Below are 20,862 nucleotides of genomic sequence, written 5' to 3'. Positions count from 1 at the left end.
AAAAATCTTAGCGTGCTTTTTTCAACTGGTAAAATGCTTCAATCTGTGCCTGCTCATTGCTCAGTCCCTTTTCTTCCATCTGGGCAATTGCCTGTAACATTGCCTGATAATCATGAGGAATGATTTTCTTGAATTTTGGCAGGTACTCACTAAAGTTTGCTAAAATTTCTTTACCACGTTCCGAATCGGTTGCTTCTACATGCTCACGAATCATATCTTTCAACTGCATAACGTCGTATTTATCCGTTACTGCATTGGATGATACCAGCTCTTTATTCAGTTTGAGATACAAGTCACTATTTTCATCCAGTACATAAGCGATACCACCGCTCATACCGGCTGCAAAGTTCTTTCCGGTCGGACCTAAGACAACGACACAGCCACCTGTCATATATTCACAGCCGTGGTCGCCAACACCTTCTACAACAGCGTGTGCACCGGAGTTTCTGACACAGAAACGCTCGCCTGCCATACCGTTGATATAAGCCTCACCGCTTGTCGCACCATACAAAGCAACATTACCGATGATAATGTTATCTTCTGCTTTGTACTGTACATTTTCCGGTGGAAAGACAACCAGTTTACCACCGGAAAGTCCTTTTCCGAAGTAATCATTGCTGTCACCTTCCAACGTAAGCGTAAGTCCTTTTGGAATAAAGGCACCAAAACTTTGTCCGCCGCTTCCGATACATTCTACCGTAAAGGTATCGGCCGGTACATCGTCTCCTAAGTTCTTTGTGATTTCAGAACCAAGAATTGTGCCAAGTGCACGATCCACATTGCTGATTCTTGCACTAATTTTTGCCTTTTCTCCGGTTTCCAGCGCATGCTTAAATTTCTTTAAGAATACTTTCTCATCCATTGTCTTTGACAATTTAAAATCATACGCATCTTTCGGATTATATAAATGTTTTTTATCTTTTGCAAATGGATTATCAATAATTGCGGACAAATCCAGTTTCTTCGTTCTCTCATCATCCTGAATGTCATCACGCACTTTCAATAAATCCGTACGTCCAATCAACTCATCAAGCTGTCTTACTCCAAGTTTTGCCATCAGTTCACGAACTTCTTCTGCGATAAAACACATGAAGTTTTCAACGTATTCCGGTTTTCCTTTGAATCGTTTTCTCAGTTCCGGATTCTGGGTTGCCACACCAACCGGGCAGGTATCCAGATTACATACACGCATCATCACGCATCCCATCGTAACAAGCGGTGCGGTTGCAAAACCATACTCTTCAGCACCAAGCAATGCTGCTACCATAACATCACGGCCGGTCATCAGTTTACCATCTGTCTCAATCACAACTTTTGAGCGGAGTCCGTTCATCATCAGTGTCTGGTGTGTCTCGGCAAGACCAAGCTCCCAAGGAAGTCCGGCATTGTGAATCGAACTTGCCGGAGCTGCACCGGTACCACCATCGTAACCGGAAATCAGGATGACGCCTGCACCGGCTTTTGCTACGCCGGCAGCGACTGTACCAACACCTGCTTCCGATACCAGTTTTACGGAAATTCTGGCATTGGTATTTGCACATTTCAAGTCGTAAATCAACTGTGCCAAATCCTCAATCGAGTAAATATCATGATGAGGCGGCGGGGAAATAAGGGATACACCCGGTGTTGAAAGTCTGGTTTTTGCAATCCAAGGATAAACTTTTCCACCCGGCAGATGTCCGCCTTCACCCGGTTTTGCTCCCTGTGCCATCTTAATCTGAATTTCTTTTGCACTTACTAAATAATGAGAGGTGACACCAAATCGTCCGCTTGCCACCTGTTTAATTGCGGAGCAGCGGTTCAAACCGTCTTTTCCAATGGATAGACGCTCTAAACTCTCACCGCCCTCACCACTGTTGGATTTACCGTGTAAGCGGTTCATCGCAATCGCTAATGTCTCATGTGCTTCCTGTGAAATAGAACCATAAGACATCGCACCGGTTTTGAATCGTTTGACAATGCTTTCAACCGGCTCAACCTGCGAAAGCGGAATTCCCTTTTTCGGGAATTTGAAGTCTAACAAACTTCTCAAATTCATGAAGCGGTCTTCATTATCGATTTCTCTTGAATATTCTTTAAATAATTTATAGTCTTTCTGCCAGGTTGCCTGCTGTAAAAGATGAATCGTCTTTGGATTATAAAGATGATCTTCTTTTCCACTGCGCGACTTGTGCATACCCAGACTGTCAAGTGTTGTATCGTTACCAAGATCCAATGGGTCAAAAGCACGCGTATGAAGGTTTTCTACTTGTGTCTCAATATCCTGAAGCGAAATACCACCGATTCTGGATACCGTGTCGGTGAAGTACACATCTGTCACTTCCTTGGAAATGCCAATCGCCTCAAAAATCTTGGATCCCTGATAAGACTGAATTGTTGAAATACCCATCTTTGATGCAATTTTTACGATACCGTGAAGGATGGCTGAATTGTAATCATCCACAGCAGCATAGTAATCTTTGTCAAGCATGTTGCAGTCAATCAAGCGTTTGATGGTATCCAGCGCCAGATATGGGTTTACGGCGCAGGCACCATAACCTAATAAGGTGGCAAAGTGATGAACTTCTCTTGGCTCTGCACTCTCTAAAATCATAGCAACACTCGTTCTTTTCTTTGTGCGGACCAAATGCTGCTGCATTGCGGACACCGCCAACAAAGAAGGAATTGCCACATGGTTTTCATCGACACCACGGTCTGAAAGAATCAACACATTAACACCATCTTTGTAAGCTCTGTCTGCTTCCAAAAACAGTCGGTCAATTGCCTTTTTCAAAGAAGTATTTTTATAATAAGTAATCGGAATAACACCAACTTTGAATCCCGGCACATCCATGTTTTTAATTTTCAACAAATCCGTATCGGTCAAAATCGGATTCTTAATACGAAGCACACGGCAGTTTTCCGGCTGCTCATGTAACAGGTTTCCATCCTCGCCAATGTAAGTTGATGTTGATGTTACTACTTCTTCACGAATCGCATCAATTGGTGGGTTTGTTACCTGTGCGAAACGCTGTCTAAAGTAGTTAAACAACGGCTGTGGCTGTTTGCTAAGCATCGGAAGCGGTGTGTCATGTCCCATGGCTGCAATCGGCTCGCCACCATTTTGAGCCATTGGAAGAATGGAATTTTTCACTTCTTCATATGTGTAACCGAATGCTTTCTGCAGTTTTCTCCGCTCTTCATCGCTGTAATGCTCTACGCGGTGGTTCGGAATGTGAATGTCTTTTAATTCTACCAGGTTGCTGTCTAACCACTCACCATAAGGACGGCGGGATGCATATGTCTCTTTCAAAACATCATCATCCACTAATTCTCCTTTTACCGTATCAACCAAAAGCATTTTACCCGGTCTTAAGCGGTCTTTTTTGATGACATGTTCTTCACTGATTGGCATAACACCGACCTCGGAAGAAAGAATCAATTCATCCTCATCCGTAATATAATAACGGGAAGGACGCAGACCGTTTCGATCAAGCACAGCACCAACCAAATCACCATCTGAGAACAAAATGGAAGCCGGGCCATCCCATGGCTCCATCATCGTTGCATAATATTGATAAAAGTCTTTTTTCTTCTCACTGATATAACGGTTGTTTGCCCAAGGCTCCGGAATTGTAATCATTACGGCAAGTGGCAGTTCCATACCACTCATTACCAGAAATTCCAGTGTGTTATCAAGCATCGCCGAGTCTGAACCGCTGGCATTGATAACCGGAAGTACTTTGTGAAGTTCTCCTTTTAACTGCTCGGATTCCATCGTCTCCTCACGGGCAAGCATCTTATCTGCATTACCGAGAATGGTATTAATCTCACCGTTGTGTACGATAAAACGGTTTGGATGAGCACGCTGCCAGCTCGGCTGTGTGTTTGTCGAGAAGCGGGAATGTACAATCGCAATCGCGGATTCATAATCGACATCCTGCAAATCATCGAAGAATAAGCGAAGCTGCGAAACCAAAAACATTCCTTTATATACAATTGTACGGGAAGAAAGTGAAACTACATAAGTATTTTCATTGGACTGCTCAAAGACACGTCTTGCAATGTATAATTTACGGTCAAAATCCAGTCCCTTTTCGACTTTCTTTGGTTTCTTTACGAAACACTGCATGATATACGGCATACATTCCACGGCACGTTTTCCAAGAATATCCGGTGCAATCGGTACTTCACGCCATGCAAGAAATTCCATTCCCTCTTTGGCAATGATATTTTCAAACATTTTCTTTGCCTGATTTCTTTTTAACTCATCCTGTGGGAAAAAGAACATACCGACACCATATTCACGCTCTCCTCCGATGTCAATACCAAGCTTTTCTGCCACTTTACTGAAAAACTTATGAGAAATCTGTAAGAGAATACCAACACCATCTCCTGTTTTTCCTTCGCCGTCTTTTCCTGCGCGGTGTTCAAGATTGGCAACAATCTCTAACGCATTTTTTACGGTACTATGCGTTTTCTTTCCTTTAATATTGACAATTGCGCCAATACCGCAGTTATCATGTTCAAACCGAGGGTCATACAAGCCAATCGGTTTCCGTTTACATTCTTCTACATATTCACTCATCGAAATTCCTCCTTGTATTTGACGTATGGAATAGTCACTCGTGTTCCCGTCTGTCAAAAATATTTTTTGACTACAAAAGGCGTCAAAAGAGTATAGTTCAATACTCTTTTGACGCCTTTGTCTTTTCACATTATATAACAGGAAAAGTAAAAACGCAAGAAAAATTTTTCAATAAGCAGTAAATAACCGAAAAAACGTTTATTCACCTTGTTCTTCTTCCAGTTCCTGCATCACTTCTTTTTCCGCTTCGTCCTTAAAGGTCTCGATTGTTTCCTGATTTAAAATTGGCAGATCATCCAGTGATTCCAAGCTGAAGTAGCGAAGGAATTCTTCTGTCGTACCAAATAAAATCGGCTTTCCCGGGGCATCCAGTCTTCCGGCTTCTGCAATCAAGCCATATTCTACTAATTTATTTACCGCATGACTGCACGATACCCCGCGGATTTTTTCAATTTCCAAGCGGGTAATCGGCTGCTTATAGGCAACAATGGATAATGTTTCCAAAAGTACATCCGTCAAAACATGTTTTTTCGGAATATGAGCCACCTTAATCAGATACTCATACATTTCCGGCTTTGTACACAACTGGAAAGAACCATCTAACTCAATGAGATGAATTCCTCTGTCTTCTTCATCATACCTAGTCATCATACTGCGGATAATTTTGCGCACGGTATCTTCATCATGGTCTACGGCAGCAGCCAGACGTTCAATCTCGACAGCCTCTCCCATGGAAAATAATATTGCCTCCACAACGGCTTCTAACTTTTTTATATTCACTGTTCTTCCTCCTGCTCCTTGCCGGGATTATATGTAATGATAATGTCATCAAATAACTTGTCCTGTTCAATCGTAAACTTCCCGGTTTTCATCATTTCCAATATACCTAGAAATGTGACAATCACATAACTTTTTCCGGAACCGTTTTCCAGCACTTTGCGAAAGCTGAACTTTTTATGCAGCATCGCATATTCCTCCAAAAAAATCATGTGGTCTTCTATGTTAATTTCTTCTTTTTCAATCTTGCCAAACTCACTTCGGATTGGATCGATTTTGTCCACCTGCTTCTGCATCACGGAATCAAAAATGTTTTGCAGTTTGCGAAGCGTTACATCGGAAAGCAATTCCTCATAATCGACTTCATCTTTATAGTTTTTTATCTCGTCCGGAATCGTAGGTTCTTTAAAAAACACTTTTCCGGCATCTACCTGTCTGTCCTTTAGTTCAAAGGATGCATATTTGTACATTTTATATTCTAAGAGCCGTTCCACAAGTTCTTGCCTTGGATCTTCTTCCTCTTCCTGTTCCTCTTCTTCTGCAGGCAAAAGCATCTTGGATTTGATTTTTACAAGCGTCGCCGCCATCACAAGGAACTCGCTCATGACATCCATATCTTTGGTGTCCATTTTTCTGACATAATCAAGATACTGCTCCGTAATAAGAACAATCGGAATGTCGAAAATATCTACTTTATTCTTTTCAATCAAGTGAAGAAGTAAGTCCAACGGACCATCAAACACTTCTAACTTTACTTGCAGTTCCATCTGTTTTGCCCCCTTAGCAAATGTACACTTTTTTTAGCGTTACCTATCTATAATACCCTATTTAGACTTATCTTGGCAAGTGATTTTTATGACGCTTATCTCCGGGCGGTTAAAAAAACGAAGTTTAATATGGTGAAGTCCCATCCCCCGGCTGAGTATCATCTTTTTCCCGTTTTCCTCAAACTCACCGGAATCATACTTTGGAAAAAGTCGAAGGCTCGGCGAAATCACGCCACCAATCCACGGCAGCCTCATAATGCCACCATGGATATGTCCGCTTACCGTAAGGTCAGCTCCCCACGCAGCATAATAAGGAAAATACTCCGGGTTGTGTGCAATCAAAATAGAAAATGTATCCTTTTTCGGACTTCCCAAAAGTTTTTCTACTTCCTCTTTTGAAAAATCCCGCTTCTCCCAAAATTTATGATACCAATATTCCGGCAAATCCAGCCCATAAATATCCATTTCGTCCATTTTTTCTGTTGCATTTGAAAGATAATGAATCCCTAAATTTTGAACCGCCCGGATAAAAGACTCATACTCCGGCATGCGAATCTCATGATTACCGGGCGCATAATAAACCGGCGCAATCGAACGAATCCCTTTTAAAAACTCGATTACACAATCTGTTCGTTTTCCGTTTTTCACCGTCATATCTCCCGCGAGCAAGAGAATGTCAGGATTCTGTTTTTGTATCATTTGCAAATATTTATCCTTTTTGCCTCCCACACAACAAGCGTGTAAATCCGTAAGCAAAACCACTTTTTTCTCTTCTTTTATTTTTGGTGATTGAATCGAATACTCTTTCGTTGTCGGAAAATAATTTTCCAAAACACCGTCGAATAATAAAAGAACTGCTATACCTAGAAAAATCATGATAACTGTTAGCATACAACTGCCCCCGACATCTTTTTTAATGATATTATAACATATCTGGAAGTGATTGGCACTTAGAAAGTAAAAAAAGGAAAAGAAATTCAATTCACGAGAGACTATAACGCAAAGCGTTATCCCGTCTCGATACGAATGAATTTCTTTTTCTTTTTTCTTACTATTCTAGTTTGCCAATCTCCTGATTTCTTTCGCAGCGGATACCATGTTCCGCAGGCTGGCATCTGTTTCTTTGACACCTCTGGTTTTCAAACCACAATCCGGATTTACCCAGAGTTTATCCGGCTCAATCTTTTCAAGCATTCCTTTTAATGCTGTCACAATTTCTTCGACTGACGGTACACGTGCCGAATGGATATCGTATACGCCCGGTCCAACCTCTGTTTCAAAATGATTGTCACGGAGAGCATCCAAAATCTGCAAGTCTGACCGGGATGCCTCAAATGTAATCACGTCCGCATCCATATCGTCAATTGCCTTGATAATATCATTAAACTCACTATAGCACATATGTGTATGAATCTGTGTTTCCGGTTTTACCCCGCTGTGCGTGAGACGAAAAGCAGGGATTGCAAAATCCAGATATTCCGAGTACCAATCCGATTTACGAAGCGGCAGTTTTTCGCGAAGAGCTGCCTCATCAATCTGAATCATACGAATACCATTCTTCTCCAAATCAAGCACTTCATCTCGGATTACAAAGGCAATCTGCATCATGGATTCTTCGATGGAAATATCTTCTCTAGGGAAGGACCAATTTAAAATCGTAACCGGTCCGGTCAACATTCCTTTCATAATTTTATCGGTCTGTGACTGTGCAAATACGGACCAGTCCACGGTTATCGGTTTGTCACGGTACACATCGCCCCAGATAATCGGCGGTTTTACACAACGTGTGCCGTATGACTGCACCCATCCAAGTTTGGTGAACAAAAATCCCCCTAAAGACTCGCCAAAGTATTCCACCATGTCATTTCTTTCATATTCACCATGGACAAGTACATCCAATCCAATCTCTTCCTGCCAGCGGATACATTCTGAAATCTTTTCACGGTTAAAAGCTACATATTCTTCTTTCGTTTTCTCGCCTCTACGGTAAGCCGAACGGTTTGCTTTTACATCTTTGGTCTGCGGGAAAGAACCAATTGTTGTCGTTGGGAAAATCGGAAGACCGAGAACCTCTTTCTGTCTCTTCTGACGTTCCTTTCTCGCAGGCGTTCTCACATAATCTTCATCCTTCACTTGTTTTAGGCGATTTTTCACTTCTTCCTTTACGCAGTCTCTTCCTGCCAAAAACAGACTTTCATTTGCCTTTAACAAAACGGAATCTAAAAAGTTCTCATTCTCTGCAAGTACCTTTAAATCACGCAGTTCCGATAATTTTTCTTTTGCAAAAGCAAAGTGCTTTTTATATTCATCGGACAATTCTTTCTCCTGTTCTATTGTGTAAGGAACATGAAGTAAAGAACATGAAGTCGACAACACCGTGTCAATCCCTTTTTCCTTCAACTCTTGCAGTGCCTGGAGTGTTTCTTTATAATGATTTTTCCAAATATTTTTACCATTAACCAATCCGGCAAACAATATTTTATCCTTTGGAAATCCATACTGTTCAATCAATTTTTTCGTCTGTTTTCCTTCTACAAAATCCAGACCAACTCCTGCAAATGGCAATTGAATCAAATCCTGATATACATCACGGACATCACCAAAATAGGTCTGTACCAATACCTGACAGGACTGTGCCGATGGCAGAATTTCAGAATAAATCTTACGAAACAGTGCTAAATCCTGTTCTGTCATATCAAAAACCAAGGACGGCTCATCGAACTGAATCCACGAAACCTCATTTTTATCGCAAAGTTTCAGCAATTCCTTATATGCAAAAATGACATCATCGACAAAATCCTCCGCCGTTTTTGTACCGGTATAACGACATAATTTCAATAACGTATATGCTCCCGGCACAACCGGTTTTACTGAAATTCCAAGTTCTTTTGCTTCCTCAAACTCACTCAAAAGTTTTATCCCGAAAAAAGAAATAACCGTATCATCCTCAACCTCCGGAACAATATAATGGTAATTTGTATTAAACCATTTTTTCATTGCCAGTGCCTTTACATCTCCCGCTTCCCCCTGATAGCCACGTGCCATAGCAAAATATGTGTCAAGCTCTGACAAATTCAACTCCTGATAACGCCTTGGGATAATTCCGCACATAACAGCGGCATCCAAGATACCATCATAATAGGAAAAATCATTGCAGGAAATAAAATCAATTCCTGCCTCTTTTTGTATTTTCCAGTGTGTTTTTCGCAAGGTTCTCCCTGTTTCTAACAATTCTTCTGTTATTTCATTTCGGAAATATTTTTCCGATGAAAATTTTAATTCGCGCAATGCCCCAATCCTTGGGAATCCAATAACGGCTGTTTTCATAATATTCTCCTTCAAATCATTTTTTCAATCCTAGAATTTAAATTCATTATAACCTCTCATGTTTTGTTTGTATAATACCGAAAACTAGTGCTTTTATATAGTTTCAAACTATAGTCATATTTTTTCCTTCCACGCCATAGGATGTAACAGATTCTTTGAAGACAGGATGAAAAACCAACATGAAACAACTTTTGGGAATTTTTATATTGGCAGTTTTATCATTATTTTTTGTGGCTCCATTTTCCTATGCCCAGTCTAAAGCTCCTGCCGGGAACGCCGAATCTTCCAGTGGTCAAGCTGTAAATCTTACTGCCAAAGCGGCTGTTTTGATTGAAGGAAATTCCGGAGAAATCATTCTGGAAAAAAATAAGGATACCGAGCTTGTACCAGCCAGCATCACAAAGATTATGACGTTGACCTTGATTATGGAAGCTTTGGAAGAAGGAAAAATTCAACTCACCGATTCTGTCAGTGTAAGCGAATATGCTGCCAGCATGGGTGGCTCACAAGTATTTTTAGAACCAAATGAAACCCAGACAGTAGACACCATGATTAAATGCATCAGCATCGCCAGCGCAAATGATGCCGCTGTTGCCATGGCAGAAAAAATTGCCGGTTCAGAGCCAAATTTTGTAAAGAAAATGAACGAAAAAGCAAAAGAACTTGGCATGAAACATACACAATTCAAAAACTGTACCGGTCTCGATGACGATATCAAATCCGGGCATTTTTCCAGTGCCTATGACGTAGGTCTTATGTCCCGCGAGTTAATTATGAAACATCCCGGCATTTCCAAATATTCAACCGTATGGATGGACACAATTATCCACAAAACCAAAAAGGGTGAATCGCAGTTTGGTTTAACAAATACGAACAAACTTGTACGTTTTTATGATGGAATAACAGGATTAAAAACCGGATCAACCAGCAAAGCAAAATACTGTCTCAGTGCAACAGCAAAGCGAAATGGATTAAATCTGATTGCTGTTATAATGGCTGCACCGGACCATAAAGTCCGTTTTTCAGAAGCCCAGGCATTATTAGATTATGGATTTGCCAACTGTTCTCTCTATCAGGACGATTATTCCGGCATGAAGTTTAACTCTCCTTCTGTCCGTGGTGGAATCCCTGAAAAATTAACGGTGTATCCAAAAAAATCATTTTCACACACTTTTACTGCTGCTTATGACAAAAATAAAATCAAAAAGAAGATAACATATCAGGAATTAAAGGCTCCAATCAAAAAAGGAACTGCCGTAGGATTTATCACTTATTCCTATCAGGGAAAAACGCTTGGCAAAGTTCCCCTCCTTGCTATGCAGAACATAAAAAAAGCCGGCTACACCGACTACTTACTGATGGCACTTGACCGGCTGCTGATGGCGGGGTGATGGAAAAAAAATCAATTTGTGAGAGACAGGATAACGCTTCGCGTTATAGTCTCCTACAAATTGATTTCTTTATTTTTCTTTATAATTTGACAAATTAATCATTTGATTTAAATTATTTGGCATCTTTATTTTATTAAGGGGAACTCCTTTGGCAACATAACGTATCTCGGAATAAACTTGCTCTGAAGCATTATTGTTCTTCGATAATACTGCTAAAATCTGTGAAGGATGATCTCCCAAATTACGAATATCTTCCAACAAACATGAACTAGGCATATAATACTTTCCTTCTTTTGAAAATCCCAAACAATAATTTGTTGTACCATCTTCTCTCAATTTAATTTCTTTATGTGATAATTCATTATTTAATGCTCTATTGTAAAAATCTGTTGAATTATGTATCACTTTTCCATTATCCGAGTTAATATAATCAACGCCACATAAATGTTGGAAATGACGAGGTAAGAAAACAGTTTCAAAATATTCAATTTGATTATTCAGACGATTTCTGTATATAAATATAAAATTTTTATTTTCAAGTAATCTATTATAATCCTTTGCTGTTGCTATAATAATTTTAACCGCTTCTTTTGCTGTATGCTTTTTCAATACTCTACATTCCTCGCTTTGTTATTTACTAATTCAAAAGGAGAGTTATAATACCGCAGCATTACCAACTCTCCTTTAACGACTAATTTTTTTGTTGTCCGCCAACCACTGGCACATTCGTCCAGTAAGTCTTTCAGGTTTTTTCGTTGCCTGCCAACCGCTGGCACATTCGTCCAACAAGTCTTTCGGATTTAAGTGTTAGCCCACTTGAGATAGCACGCTATCTCTTCTACTATTATTATACGAATCATTAACATTTATGTCAATCAAAATTTTCCTACATCTGCTCAATATATTTGTCATGACCAAGCTTATCCAGTTTCTCTGCCTTTGCCATAACGCCATCTTTCATTTCTTTCTTATAATCTTTTAACTTACCCCGCAAGTCTTTATCCGAAATCGAAAGCATTTTAGCAGCTAAAATGGCGGCATTTGCTGCACCATCAATAGCGACAGTCGCAACCGGAATACCGGATGGCATCTGTACAATCGAATACAAACTGTCGACACCGCCAAGGCTCTTTGTATGAATCGGAATACCAATAACCGGAAGGTCAAATAACGCCGCACACATACCCGGAAGATGAGCAGCACCACCGGCTCCTGCGATAATCACTTCAACACCACGTTCTTCTGCTTTTGTTGCATAGTCAACAAATACATCCGGCATACGGTGAGCCGAAATAATCGTCATCTCATATTCAATTCCAAATTTCTCAAGCATATCTGCTGCTTTTTTCATAACCGGAAGGTCTGAATCACTTCCCATTAAGATACCTACTTTTGCCATCTTGCAATTCCTCCTGCATTCATTTATTTTAATCTAAAACTTCATTCAGACGTTCTGTTCCCGGAAGAACAAACCGTCCATTCCTTATCAGTGTAACGGTTTCACCCGTTTTTGTAAAGACAATTATATCACCAAGTTCATCATACGGAATCGTAACATCTGTGTGGCAGTTAAAATATGCCTTGGAAATATCCGTATTTCTGAGAGCCGAGCACTCGTTTTCTTTTGCAATAATTTCTTTTCCGTCCGGGTTGTGCAAAACCACATCTTCACTCATAGAATAACAGGTATCACCAAGAGCAAAATGCGGTCCTGTCTTTTCTGCAATCAAAATCGGCAGTTTTGCCTCAATACCAAACTTTCTTCCCATCACATAGGCTGTCGTATTCGTACCAATGGCAAACTCGCCAATTGGCAGTGTCTCACGGTTATGAAGAATATTTTCCTTGATATATTTTCTTGCTTCCTCTTCCTTTTCATAATTGGAGCAGGAATAAGAGGTAACCATACCATCCGTAAAGGAAAATTCCAGATTTTCATAACGCAGTTCATTTAGATAAACCTGTGTCACATGAAGCACGCCATTCGTTCCCGTCAGTTTCGGAGAAGTAAACACCTCACCAACCGGAATATTAACATCTGCCAGACAATTTTCAAAATTCGTCTGTTTCGCAGGCTCCGTCAATTCGTGCAGACGAATCCAAATATCCGTGTGGTTTTTACCTCGTCCTGTCACATGAACTTTTTCGCCCAAATCCAGTGCATCAATTAAGTGCTGCTGAATTTGTTTGTATTCTTCCATGTCCAGTGTATTGACCTTTACTGTTTCCTCAAAAATATCTTCGAAATCCTCACCAATTTCCGGAATCGGATAGGCGATAATCGTGAAGCTGTAAGAGTCTTGAGGAATATACCGGTTTTGGAGCAAAGAATAATCTCTGCGGTAAGAAACCGAAAGCTCCTCCTGCTCTTTTTTATACGCCGGACTTTCCTTTTTCACTTTCGGAGAAAATAATTTCTCCCCAAACACTTCAATCACTGCCGGTCCGGCATACAAAGAAGCCTCTTCCCGATACGATTCAAATACTTTCTCAGAGATTTTTAATCTTTCCTGCACCAGTGCATGATTCAGATACAAAGCATCGTCAAAACGATGATCATACTGATACTGTTTATTCGGCGATGTGCTGACAACACCAACAGCCTGCGTATTTGTCTTTCTTGTAAATACCGGCTTTAATCCCATTTTCTCAAACTGTAAAACCGCCTGTCTTACCATTGGCTCAAAACCAATGTGATAACGAATCTGCACGGTCTTTTTCTTCGTCAAATCAATCCCCGCAATTTCAAAGCCCTTGCGATAGCCTTCCGTATAAGTAGACGCCATGGCTAAAAGTTTTTCGATTGGCATTTTTCCTAAGAACTCCGCCATCCGAATTTCATTCTCCGTAATGTATTCCCCATAGCGGTACAAATAATCGGTATTTGAAAAATCACTCTTCATCACAATATTGTAAATCAGAGTTTCCTCCGGGCAAAGCAAATCATGAATGTTTTTCTCAATGCGGTCCTCTGCATAATCATGAACATCGTAGTAAATTGTCTCTTTCAGGTAGCGCTCGGTTTCCTCCTCCAAAGATAATACAGAAACCACCTGCAAAAACAACTCCATGCATCTTGTTACTTCTTCTTCGTCCTCTTCAAACGCCGCTACAATACTGTCACGGAATCTGGCATAAAACCAGCATAAATACTGTCCGGTCTTTTCGCCGAATTTCTTAACACAATATGCCGGATTTGCGTACGAAGTTTCATAATTATCCCCCACTATTTCTTCGTAAAGATTGTCTGTCCATTCTTTTCGCTGTTTTGCGTCTTCTGTACCATCCATTACATGAAAAATCGTCACAAATAAATGTGCCGCTTCCTTGATATAATCGCCAAATGCGCCGTCAATCTCCGTCTCCAGTTCCATAATACGATTTTTTGCAAGTTCGTATCGCTCCATCTTTTTATTCTCCTTTATTCCAATAATTCAAAATTCAAATTCAGCAAATGCTCATTAATTTCCATAACACTCATTTTTCTGCTGATTCCGTATAAAATAATGCTGTCCCGCTGATTACGCGGATACAGGACCGGCAGTTTCCATGACCGAAGCAGCCTCTGCGTCTGCTCCACGGTAAGTTCAAATGCAATGCAGAGTGCTATCACTTTGCCCTGCGACGGATTTTTCCGCTCACCATTTAAAATATGATACACATAAGAGCGTTCCAAACCACTCCGCCTGATAATATCCGTAGGCTGTAAATTTTTCATATTCAAAAGACGATTCAAATAGTCTCTACTATCAAACTCGTCAAACTCATCCTTGTTTTCATTGGCAAACGACTCAAAATCCTGTTTCGTCGTCGCAATTTCATGTAACAGTTCTCCTGTCGATTTCTTCGATTTCACCTTGGTATTCTCCCCAATTCTTCCACAATTTAACAAACAAATTATAGTACACAAATGAGAAATAGTCTATAGTTAGAATTTTTTTTTGCCGAAATTTGTTTTTTGTGGTAAAATATATATAAATTTTTAAAGTAATGAAATGAAGGGAATGGTTTTTATGGAACTTAAAGAATTTATGGACATATCCAAACTGCAAAAAATTCAGGACAATTTTTCCGACGCTACCGGCCTTGCTGCAATTGCTGTCGGAAATGACGGACAATATTTAACAGAGGGCAGCAATTTTACTGAGTTCTGCATGAAGTACACACGTGGTTCAAAAGAAGGAAACCGCCGCTGTATCAAGTGTGACAACGAAGGCAGTGGAACTTACTTCTGCCATGCGGGACTTATGGACTTCTCAGTCGATATTAAAGTAGGCGATGAAAAAGTGGGCGCAATTATCGGAGGACAGATTCTTCCGGAAGCCCCGGATGAAGAAGCTTTCCGCAAAACAGCAAGAGAACTTGGCATTGATGAGGACGAGTATATCGCCGCACTTAATAAAGTGACAATCAGTTCTGAGGAAAAAATCCGAGCTGCCGCCAATCTTTTAGAATTAATTGTAAACCAGTTAGTCAATCTGGAATACTTCAAATACACAAATGCTTCCATGCTTCATGCATTGCAGGAAAAAACGCAGGAGTCAGCCTCCTTTGTCGATGTCATTAACAAAGACACCAGCCAGTTGAAAACAATTTCCAGCAAACAGCGTATGCTTTCTCTGAATGCAAGTATTGAAGCTGCCAGAAATGGTGAAGCCGGTGCCGGATTTGCCGTTGTTGCAAACAGCATGCAGGATTTAGCCGAACAGTCCGCTGCTATTTACAATAACATTGAAGAATCCGTTCAGGGAATCACAGACACATTCTCTGAGTTAATTAATATTTTTAACGACTAATCGTGAAAAAGTACATAATCCGGCAAGCAGTAATACCGGAAAAACAATTGCAGTTAATATTCCCAGGCGCAGATTACCAGAAAACGCACTGGAAACAAATCCAACGAGGGTCGGTCCTCCGGAGCATCCTAAGTCTCCGGCAAGTGCAAGCATTGCAAACAGGATCGTCCCTCCTCTTTTTATGGCTGCCGATGCCTTACTGAAAGTCCCCGGCCACATAATTCCCACAGAAAATCCACAGATAGCACAACCAATCAGTCCAACTATCGGAACCGGCACAAGGGAAATGCACAAATACGAAGCAACGCACAGTACACAGCTTCCTTTCATAAATCGGTCTAAATTAAGTTTTTCACCGTATTTTCCATAAATCAAACGTGACAATCCCATCAAAACAGAAAACATCATCGGTCCGACCAAATCCCCCACTGTCTTCTGGATATGAAGTCCTTTTTCAGCAAACGTGGATGCCCACTGGCTCACTGCCTGTTCTGATGCACCGGCGCAGAGCATCATCGCCATCAAAAGCCAAAACACCTTTACTCGAAACAGTTCAGAAATTGACATCCCACTCTCCCCTTCTTCATGAAGGCTGTAAATAGGAACTTTCGTAAACAAAATTAAATTAGCTGTCGGCAAAAGCACCCAGATTAGGGCAAGAATCTTCCAATGCGATGTTCCAAACAAAGCAAAAAAAAGTGTGGACAACAAAACAACACCGGTACATCCCCAACAGTAAAATGAATGTAACAAACTCATGGCTGATTCTTTATTATCCGTCGGACACGCCTCAAGAACCGGACTAATCAAAACTTCAATCAAACCGCCACCGATGGCATAAACCATAACGGCAAGCAAAATGCCGTAAAATGGATATGAAAACAATTCCGGCAAAATCGTAAGCAGAAAAATACCGGTTCCCGCACAAGCGTGCGCAATAATAGCCGATGCCCGATATCCGATTTTGTCAACAAAACCGGCTGACAATAGATCAACCACTAATTGAATCACGAAATTCACCGTGATTAACAGCGTAATTTGTGTCAGTGGAATATGATACTCCGTCTGAAAGGTCACAAATAAAAGCGGGACAAAGCTATTCACCACCGCTTGCACGATATAACCAATAAAGCAGGCATACATTGTCATTTTATAATTATTTTTCATTTCACACACCTCATTTATCATCTGAACTAATTAAACCATTTACACTCGATTTTTGCAATCATTAATTGACGTGTTCCTGCAAATTATGAGATAATACAAGAGTTGAATAAAATAATACAAATACGACAATAGGGAGTTTTTTATGGAAACAAAAGAGACAATTCTTGCAAAATTGAATACCTCGCCGGACCGACTTACCGAACTTGTAGAGCAGGACGGTTTCTACTTTGTACGAAAAGAAATTACGCGGGAGCAGTATCCGGTCATAAAACAGTTCTATGAGTACCAGCAGCAATCCCCCTCTCCTGCCATTGTTACAATTTACTCCGTCTACGAAAAAGAAGGACACTTTTATATCAATGAAGAATGGATTCGTGGGGAAAGCGTGGAGGAACACCTTTATCTGCAAGGTCCATTTTCAAAAGATGAAGTAATCCGTTATGCAATGGATTTATGCCAGGGTTTGCAATGGTTTCACAAGCACAATATGATTCACCGTGATGTCACCCCAGCCAATGTTATTATTTCCGAGGAGAAAAAAGCGTATCTGGTTGACCCCGGAATTTTACGCGAGGTAAAGAAAAATCAGACAAATGACACCCAGATTCTTGGAACACCCGGCTACGCTGCACCGGAGCAGTTCGGGTTTACGCAATCCGACGCTCGGACCGACATCTACGCACTCGGTGTACTCATCAATCAGATGACAACCGGAAAAATGCCAAAAGAGGAGCTTCCAAAAGACAGACGTCTGCGAAAAATTGTAACCAAGTGCACACAGATTTCTGCCAAAAAACGATATGTAAACTGTCATCAGATTTACAAACAACTCGATGCCGTTTTACCGGAATACACCCCTGCTGACATCCGTTTTCTCAGAAAAATTCCGGGATTTCGCAGCGCTACTTTGTGGAAAATGATTCTGGCAGTGTGCCTCTATCTTTTTGCCCTGCTCGCCTTTTTATCACTTGCCTAATAAAAGTCGACTGTCAGGACACCACAGACGAAAGAAAATTTCATATCCTTATTCTTGTAAAATACATGGTTCTTTGCAAGGAAATTTATGTTGTATTTTTCAAGGAAATATTCTCATGTAAATACTCATGCAAATGTGCTACTCTATGTTACATGGGATAATAAGGAGGAAAAAAATGGAATATGCAACAGAAGCACTTTCCGATGAGGCGAGCGAAATTACACCAAATGACCTTGCCGGCGATTATGCGTGTATCGCCGAAATCATTGGAATTGAAAATACGATTTTATTACATAAGCACTATCGCGGTCAGCAAATCACACTTCCTCAACGTCTATATTCTGTTCAATATGTCGTAAAAGAAGTGGAACGGCAGCTCGGCACTCATTCACTCTCTGATTTGGCGAAGAAATACGGATATACTGAACGCCGGTTGAGACAATTAATTAAGGAGGATTCAAAATTATGATGTGGATTTATTGTTTTTTAGCTTTTATTGTTTTTCTTATCTTACTGATCATTTACTTGTTCCGTCACAAACGAAAAAAAAACATTTCAAAACCACTTCGTATAATTGTGTGGGGTACGGGCATTTTGACACTAGCTCTTTTGGCAATTTCCTGTTTCTTGCCACAAGATACGCAATCGAATGAAATCAATCAGAAAGAACAAACGGAATTTTTCCGTATTTCCAACGCCATAAACAATGGCAAATTTGACCATATTCTTTCTGACATTGATACGCTGTTTCCACCTACCAAAAATTTGGATTCTACCAGACAAGACAATCGCTTTATTCTTCTTCGTTTGTATTACGAAAAAACCGATGATACAAAGAAAGAAAAACAGTTGCTTGAGAAAACCCAAAAAGACACATCCATGATGAGTGATGAAGTGATTAAAAAAATCGTAGAAAACCGATTGAACGAACTTCAATAATAAAAGAGGAAGCGCCTTGCGGGGTTGCTTCCTCTCTTTCTATTACTGCACTGCCTCACCTTTAATGATGCTTTTTACAGGTTCATCTTCTTTATCAATTTCAGGATTGTTTTTAGCTTCATTGATTAATTCTTTTGCCTTCCTTGTATCACCAATCTTTTTATAATAATTCCATAGAAGTACAAAACGGTTACTTGCGTCCATTCCTTTCACTTCATCCTTCGGATAAAGTTTATCAATATCCTCAAGCACATGGTCAACTTTATTGTTTTGTATGTTTTCTGCAATTCTGGCTTGTTCTTTTGCTTGATTTAAGTCAATTTTTTCTGATTCAACACCAAAGAAATGACCAAGTACAAAAAATACAATTGTTGCTAAAACTAACATACTAGAAATCACCAATAATACCGTTGGTTTTCTCTTTTTTACTTTATACCGAATCAAAGTAATAACGATAAAAATAATTGCTAAAACTAGCATTAATATCGCAAACGATGAATAGTCAAAAACGTATTGAATTGTTGATTGTTCATTCATATTATTTTACTTCCTTTTTCTTCTTTAATTAGGATGTGAAAATTGTATCCAAAATAGATGGCCAATCGTTTAAATCCTGCTCATTTCCATCAAATTCATAATACTTAACTTCAAACGTTCCCTCTTGCATATCTAGTTTGAACATAATCTCGCAATTTACATCTTCACCATCATAAGTGCACTGACCTGTGAAATCAATAATTTGTTCTCCGTCCATTTCTACATATGCCCAGTGAGGATTAGTAAAGAAATCATCAAATGCTTCCCCATAAGTAATATTCGGATAATCCGTCGGAGTTGCCGTTTTAATTAATTGAACATAGTAATCCTCGTCTTTTTTTTGCATGCTATCTTCTGACGATGTCGTCGCGTCCTCGCTTGTTGGTTCTTCTGTCACTTCTGGCGTTGCTGTTGCTTCATCCGATGAATGACTATTATACTTCTCCTTATACGCCTGATTATATAAAATATCCTCTTTCTGTGTCTCATCTAATGTAATCCCATTTTGAGAAGCATATTTCTGGAACATAGTAAATAAAATTTCTTTCATTGTTGATTCTTGTTCTTCTTGTGATTTTCCAAATCCAAGAAAGCTGACCTCCATCGGTGAGTTTACATCAATGTCAGAGATTGGAGCATACGAATCCGGATAATTAAACTGAATGGTAATGTCGTTTTCTACATCTCTATAGGTATATTTCGCATTAACTTCAACAATTAAATGTTGACCATCCTTATTTGAAAATGAATTAAAATACCCCCAATTGACATCTGTACATGCAGCCTCTATTGCCTGACCATACGTAATATTGGGAATACTAGCCGGTGCTGATATCATCGTATCAGATGATAAGTCATTTGCCGTTTTTTCATAAACAATAGGAATTGCACATGCAATTATTGTAACTATAATAGATTCCACAATTGTAGTAATAATACGGAACGTAGAATAATTCAATTTTATTCTATGTCTTACAAAAAGAACACCAAATATAGCAAATCCTACTGGCAAAAACCTAAGCAACCATTTTATCCAAGTCATATTTTTCCTCCTAAAACTATGTGCACGACTAACAGAAATATAGCCCAGCATACATATTCATTTTACTCACTCTTCCATTCAACTTCGTATTCATCCATTAATCTATCACGTTCTTTTTCGTATTTATCATAAACAGAATCTGCATCTTCAATAAGTTCATTTGCTTTTGATATTCTATCTTCATCCTGAGTATCAACAGCATCTACCATTTTATTATATGCTTCTAATTTTTTTGTCAAATATTGAATAAGTAATGACTTCATCTCATTAAATTCAGTATATTCACCAAAATCCACATTGCTTGCCTGTTTAACCATCTTTTCGTAATTCGGAATAACTGTATCCTGCAAAACCTGCTTAAATTCAGCATCCCCACTATTTTCATCTTCTTTCACCTTGGTATACGCATCATTTGCTTCTGTCTCTAGTTCCTTTACTTCTGACAAATCCACGTTAATAAACTGAAGTAACCGGTCCTGTTTATCCGAATCCACACAACCGGTAACACCAACCATCACAACAAGTGTCATACACATCACTAATATTTTCTTTAAAGTTTTCATATAAAGTCATCTC

Annotated in this window: 18 protein-coding genes; 5 read left to right on the top strand and 13 right to left on the bottom strand. The window is 39.7% G+C overall.

The window, feature by feature from the left end:
• Nucleotides 1-7 precede the first annotated feature (7 nt).
• From gltB to metE, 5 genes are all read right to left on the bottom strand, one after another.
• On the bottom strand, nt 8-4,567 hold the full coding sequence (gene gltB / locus DW019_RS02850) for a glutamate synthase large subunit (RefSeq protein WP_118442469.1): 4,560 nt from the start codon (nt 4,565-4,567) through the stop codon (nt 8-10).
• Between the two features lie 198 nt (nt 4,568-4,765).
• The gene (gene scpB, locus DW019_RS02845) at nt 4,766-5,347 is read right to left on the bottom strand and encodes an SMC-Scp complex subunit ScpB (RefSeq protein WP_022377651.1); all 582 of its coding nucleotides are present in this window, start codon (nt 5,345-5,347) and stop codon (nt 4,766-4,768) included.
• Complete coding sequence (locus DW019_RS02840) at nt 5,344-6,111, bottom strand: segregation/condensation protein A (protein WP_118442468.1); 768 nt, start codon at nt 6,109-6,111, stop codon at nt 5,344-5,346. The genes scpB and DW019_RS02840 overlap by 4 nt, the downstream gene beginning before the upstream one ends.
• Before the next feature lie 57 nt (nt 6,112-6,168).
• Nucleotides 6,169-7,002: a metallophosphoesterase gene (locus DW019_RS02835; protein WP_118442467.1), complete on the bottom strand. Its 834-nt coding sequence runs from the start codon at nt 7,000-7,002 to the stop codon at nt 6,169-6,171.
• Nucleotides 7,003-7,167: 165 nt separating this feature from the next.
• Nucleotides 7,168-9,438, bottom strand: a complete 2,271-nt coding sequence (gene metE, locus DW019_RS02830; RefSeq protein WP_118442466.1) for a 5-methyltetrahydropteroyltriglutamate--homocysteine S-methyltransferase — start codon at nt 9,436-9,438, stop codon at nt 7,168-7,170.
• Between the two features lie 179 nt (nt 9,439-9,617).
• On the opposite strand from metE, the gene DW019_RS02825 reads away from it, so the two are divergent.
• Complete coding sequence (locus DW019_RS02825) at nt 9,618-10,829, top strand: D-alanyl-D-alanine carboxypeptidase family protein (protein WP_118442465.1); 1,212 nt, start codon at nt 9,618-9,620, stop codon at nt 10,827-10,829.
• Between the two features lie 69 nt (nt 10,830-10,898).
• Here the strand turns inward: DW019_RS02825 and DW019_RS02820 are convergent, their stop codons facing one another.
• The 4 genes from DW019_RS02820 to DW019_RS02805 all read right to left on the bottom strand — a co-directional run bounded on the left by DW019_RS02820 (nt 10,899) and on the right by DW019_RS02805 (nt 14,685).
• Complete coding sequence (locus tag DW019_RS02820) at nt 10,899-11,438, bottom strand: PBECR4 domain-containing protein (protein ID WP_118442464.1); 540 nt, start codon at nt 11,436-11,438, stop codon at nt 10,899-10,901.
• A gap of 277 nt (nt 11,439-11,715) precedes the next feature.
• Nucleotides 11,716-12,228: a 5-(carboxyamino)imidazole ribonucleotide mutase gene (gene purE, locus DW019_RS02815; protein ID WP_118442463.1), complete on the bottom strand. Its 513-nt coding sequence runs from the start codon at nt 12,226-12,228 to the stop codon at nt 11,716-11,718.
• 28 nt (nt 12,229-12,256) lie between these two features.
• On the bottom strand, nt 12,257-14,236 hold the full coding sequence (locus DW019_RS02810) for an aminopeptidase (RefSeq protein WP_118442462.1): 1,980 nt from the start codon (nt 14,234-14,236) through the stop codon (nt 12,257-12,259).
• Between the two features lie 14 nt (nt 14,237-14,250).
• Nucleotides 14,251-14,685, bottom strand: coding sequence for a helix-turn-helix transcriptional regulator (locus DW019_RS02805; protein WP_117478847.1), 435 nt, complete (start codon nt 14,683-14,685; stop codon nt 14,251-14,253).
• 157 nt (nt 14,686-14,842) lie between these two features.
• On the opposite strand from DW019_RS02805, the gene DW019_RS02800 reads away from it, so the two are divergent.
• The gene (locus DW019_RS02800) at nt 14,843-15,625 is read left to right on the top strand and encodes a PocR ligand-binding domain-containing protein (protein ID WP_118442461.1); all 783 of its coding nucleotides are present in this window, start codon (nt 14,843-14,845) and stop codon (nt 15,623-15,625) included.
• On the opposite strand, the gene DW019_RS02795 is transcribed toward DW019_RS02800, so the two are convergent.
• Nucleotides 15,602-16,792: an MFS transporter gene (locus DW019_RS02795; protein ID WP_118442460.1), complete on the bottom strand. Its 1,191-nt coding sequence runs from the start codon at nt 16,790-16,792 to the stop codon at nt 15,602-15,604. The genes DW019_RS02800 and DW019_RS02795 overlap by 24 nt on opposite strands.
• Nucleotides 16,793-16,934: 142 nt before the next feature.
• On the opposite strand from DW019_RS02795, the gene DW019_RS02790 reads away from it, so the two are divergent.
• The 3 genes from DW019_RS02790 (at nt 16,935) to DW019_RS02780 (ending at nt 18,707) form a co-directional block, all read left to right on the top strand.
• The gene (locus tag DW019_RS02790) at nt 16,935-17,768 is read left to right on the top strand and encodes a serine/threonine-protein kinase (protein WP_118442459.1); all 834 of its coding nucleotides are present in this window, start codon (nt 16,935-16,937) and stop codon (nt 17,766-17,768) included.
• A gap of 175 nt (nt 17,769-17,943) precedes the next feature.
• On the top strand, nt 17,944-18,237 hold the full coding sequence (locus DW019_RS02785; RefSeq protein ID WP_117478851.1) for a Mor transcription activator family protein: 294 nt from the start codon (nt 17,944-17,946) through the stop codon (nt 18,235-18,237).
• Nucleotides 18,234-18,707 (top strand): hypothetical protein, encoded by a 474-nt coding sequence (locus DW019_RS02780; RefSeq protein WP_118442458.1) that lies wholly within the window; start codon nt 18,234-18,236, stop codon nt 18,705-18,707. The genes DW019_RS02785 and DW019_RS02780 overlap by 4 nt, the downstream gene beginning before the upstream one ends.
• A 42-nt stretch (nt 18,708-18,749) precedes the next feature.
• On the opposite strand, the gene DW019_RS02775 is transcribed toward DW019_RS02780, so the two are convergent.
• From DW019_RS02775 to DW019_RS02765, 3 genes are all read right to left on the bottom strand, one after another.
• Complete coding sequence (locus DW019_RS02775; RefSeq protein WP_118442457.1) at nt 18,750-19,244, bottom strand: hypothetical protein; 495 nt, start codon at nt 19,242-19,244, stop codon at nt 18,750-18,752.
• A gap of 28 nt (nt 19,245-19,272) precedes the next feature.
• Nucleotides 19,273-20,286, bottom strand: coding sequence for a hypothetical protein (locus tag DW019_RS02770; RefSeq protein ID WP_118442456.1), 1,014 nt, complete (start codon nt 20,284-20,286; stop codon nt 19,273-19,275).
• A gap of 62 nt (nt 20,287-20,348) precedes the next feature.
• The gene (locus DW019_RS02765; RefSeq protein WP_118442455.1) at nt 20,349-20,849 is read right to left on the bottom strand and encodes a hypothetical protein; all 501 of its coding nucleotides are present in this window, start codon (nt 20,847-20,849) and stop codon (nt 20,349-20,351) included.
• Between the last annotated feature and the right edge of the window lie 13 nt (nt 20,850-20,862).

The organism is Clostridium sp. AF37-5, from assembly GCF_003477605.1.
In the GTDB taxonomy this organism is placed as follows: domain Bacteria; phylum Bacillota; class Clostridia; order Lachnospirales; family Lachnospiraceae; genus Eubacterium_F.
The sequence above is the reverse complement of the archived record's forward strand: the minus strand, read 5'-3'. Positions and strand labels throughout refer to the sequence as shown.

Excerpts from the sequence above, each read along its gene's own strand:
- gltB (WP_118442469.1), bottom strand. The coding sequence starts at position 4,567 with ATGAGTGAATATGTAGAAGAATGTAAACGGAAACCGATTGGCTTGTAT.
- DW019_RS02840 (WP_118442468.1), bottom strand. The coding sequence starts at position 6,111 with ATGGAACTGCAAGTAAAGTTAGAAGTGTTTGATGGTCCGTTGGACTTA.
- DW019_RS02835 (WP_118442467.1), bottom strand. The coding sequence starts at position 7,002 with ATGCTAACAGTTATCATGATTTTTCTAGGTATAGCAGTTCTTTTATTA.
- metE (WP_118442466.1), bottom strand. The coding sequence starts at position 9,438 with ATGAAAACAGCCGTTATTGGATTCCCAAGGATTGGGGCATTGCGCGAA.
- DW019_RS02825 (WP_118442465.1), top strand. The coding sequence starts at position 9,618 with ATGAAACAACTTTTGGGAATTTTTATATTGGCAGTTTTATCATTATTT.
- purE (WP_118442463.1), bottom strand. The coding sequence starts at position 12,228 with ATGGCAAAAGTAGGTATCTTAATGGGAAGTGATTCAGACCTTCCGGTT.
- DW019_RS02810 (WP_118442462.1), bottom strand. The coding sequence starts at position 14,236 with ATGGAGCGATACGAACTTGCAAAAAATCGTATTATGGAACTGGAGACG.
- DW019_RS02800 (WP_118442461.1), top strand. The coding sequence starts at position 14,843 with ATGGAACTTAAAGAATTTATGGACATATCCAAACTGCAAAAAATTCAG.
- DW019_RS02795 (WP_118442460.1), bottom strand. The coding sequence starts at position 16,792 with ATGAAAAATAATTATAAAATGACAATGTATGCCTGCTTTATTGGTTAT.
- DW019_RS02790 (WP_118442459.1), top strand. The coding sequence starts at position 16,935 with ATGGAAACAAAAGAGACAATTCTTGCAAAATTGAATACCTCGCCGGAC.
- DW019_RS02785 (WP_117478851.1), top strand. The coding sequence starts at position 17,944 with ATGGAATATGCAACAGAAGCACTTTCCGATGAGGCGAGCGAAATTACA.
- DW019_RS02780 (WP_118442458.1), top strand. The coding sequence starts at position 18,234 with ATGATGTGGATTTATTGTTTTTTAGCTTTTATTGTTTTTCTTATCTTA.
- DW019_RS02775 (WP_118442457.1), bottom strand. The coding sequence starts at position 19,244 with ATGAATGAACAATCAACAATTCAATACGTTTTTGACTATTCATCGTTT.
- DW019_RS02770 (WP_118442456.1), bottom strand. The coding sequence starts at position 20,286 with ATGACTTGGATAAAATGGTTGCTTAGGTTTTTGCCAGTAGGATTTGCT.
- DW019_RS02765 (WP_118442455.1), bottom strand. The coding sequence starts at position 20,849 with ATGAAAACTTTAAAGAAAATATTAGTGATGTGTATGACACTTGTTGTG.